This window comes from Roseibium marinum (assembly GCF_002906165.1).
GTDB lineage: Bacteria > Pseudomonadota > Alphaproteobacteria > Rhizobiales > Stappiaceae > Roseibium > Roseibium marinum.
This window is the reverse complement of record NZ_PPCN01000026.1, coordinates 1-1,478: the sequence shown is the minus strand read 5'-3', so window position 1 is coordinate 1,478 and position 1,478 is coordinate 1. Positions and strand designations below refer to the sequence as shown.

General features: G+C 58.7%; 1 protein-coding gene. It reads right to left on the bottom strand.

The features are described from left to right. Window positions 1-85 precede the first annotated feature (85 nt). Window positions 86-1,456 carry an IS1182 family transposase gene (locus tag CLV41_RS27365; protein ID WP_103225663.1) on the bottom strand — a complete coding sequence of 457 codons (1,371 nt, stop codon included), beginning with the start codon at window positions 1,454-1,456 and terminating at the stop codon, window positions 86-88. Between the last annotated feature and the right edge of the window lie 22 nt (window positions 1,457-1,478).

The window sequence follows — 1,478 nt, the reverse complement described above, 5'->3', positions numbered from 1 at the left end:
CGATTTCGGCGGGTTTGTTTTTTTGATGGTTTTATATCGGGATTTCGGGCGTTTTTTTGTTTCCGGTGTATTGGCCTTGTCGGCCTCAAGCTTGCGCCTGTTTGGGAGGCTTGGTGAGGGCCATTGCGATCTTCTTGATGTTTTGGGCGGCAGCGGCGAGCAGGCACTGCGTTTGCACGCGCACCAGACTTCGGAACCTGGCATAGCGGTGACCATGGAGCTGCTTGGCATCGGCAAACGACCGCTCCACGGTTTCCTTTCGGCGTTTGTAGATGGCCTTGCCCCAAAGTGTCAGACGATGGGCATCCGTGCGCTCCCGGGCGTCCTGCCAGACATGGCGGGTCAGGGTCCGCTCTGCCTTGGCGTTGGAGGTGCAAGACGCCAGAAGCGGACAGGTTTTGCAGATCTGCGGGTCGGAGCGATAGTGCTTGTAGCCGTTCCTGTCCGTCGTGGCATAGGTCAGCATCTGACCTTGCGGACAGCGGTAGCCATCAGCCTGCTCCTCATAGAGAAAGGCGGACTTGCGCATCATGCCGGGCCTTGGAGCCTGAGGTCGGCGGTAGCCGGTCACGCCCACAATGTCCCGCTCTCCCAGCCCCTTGGCGATGCCCGCTGTGGCGTAGCCCGCATCAAGCCCAACGGCTGCAACATCGAAATCGAAGCGCAGTCGCTGACGATCCAGCCGGGAGAGATAAACGATGCTGTCATGCACATTGGCTGGCGTGGCGAAGGTATCCGTGACGATCCCCAGCCTACCGTCCACGGTGCGGTGATCCAGGTAGAAGAAGCCCTTCGGCTTGCCTTCGCGCACCATGTAGCCGCTGTCAGGGTCCGTGCGGCTGACCTTGGTCTCCTTGATCTGCGGTTCCCGGGTCTTCTCCTTCAGCGGCTTCTGGCCGTGCAGTTTGCGTTCCGCCTCGATGGCCTTGTCCAGATCCGCCCAATAATCCGATCGTGACTTCTCTATTTGTGCCAGATCGTATTTGCCCTTGTTAGCATTCGCCTTCAGGTGGGTACTGTCCGTATAGAGCACCGTGCCGTCCACAAGCTTGTGGGTGATCGCCTGCTCGACAATGTGATCGAAGATGTCCTGGGCAACCGAGGCATCGTTGTAACGCCGCCGCCGGTTCTGGCTCAGCGTCGAGGCATCGAACACCTTGTCCGTCAGCTTCAGACGCAAAAACCAGCGATAGGCCACATTCACCTCGATCTCGCGCACCAGCTGGCGCTCCGAGCGGATCCCGAACAGGTAGCCGATGAACAGCGCCTTGAACAAAAGCGTCGGATCCAGAGGCGGCCGGCCGTTGTCCGCACAATAAAGATCCGCAACGCGGTCATGAATGAACGAAAAGTCGATCACCGCGTCAATCTTGCGCAACAAGTGATCGGTGGGGACAAGCTGATCGAGCGTCACCATCTCGAGAGCTGTCTGATCCGGGCCGGGTTTCTTCAACATGAAACCAGTGAATCAAAAACCC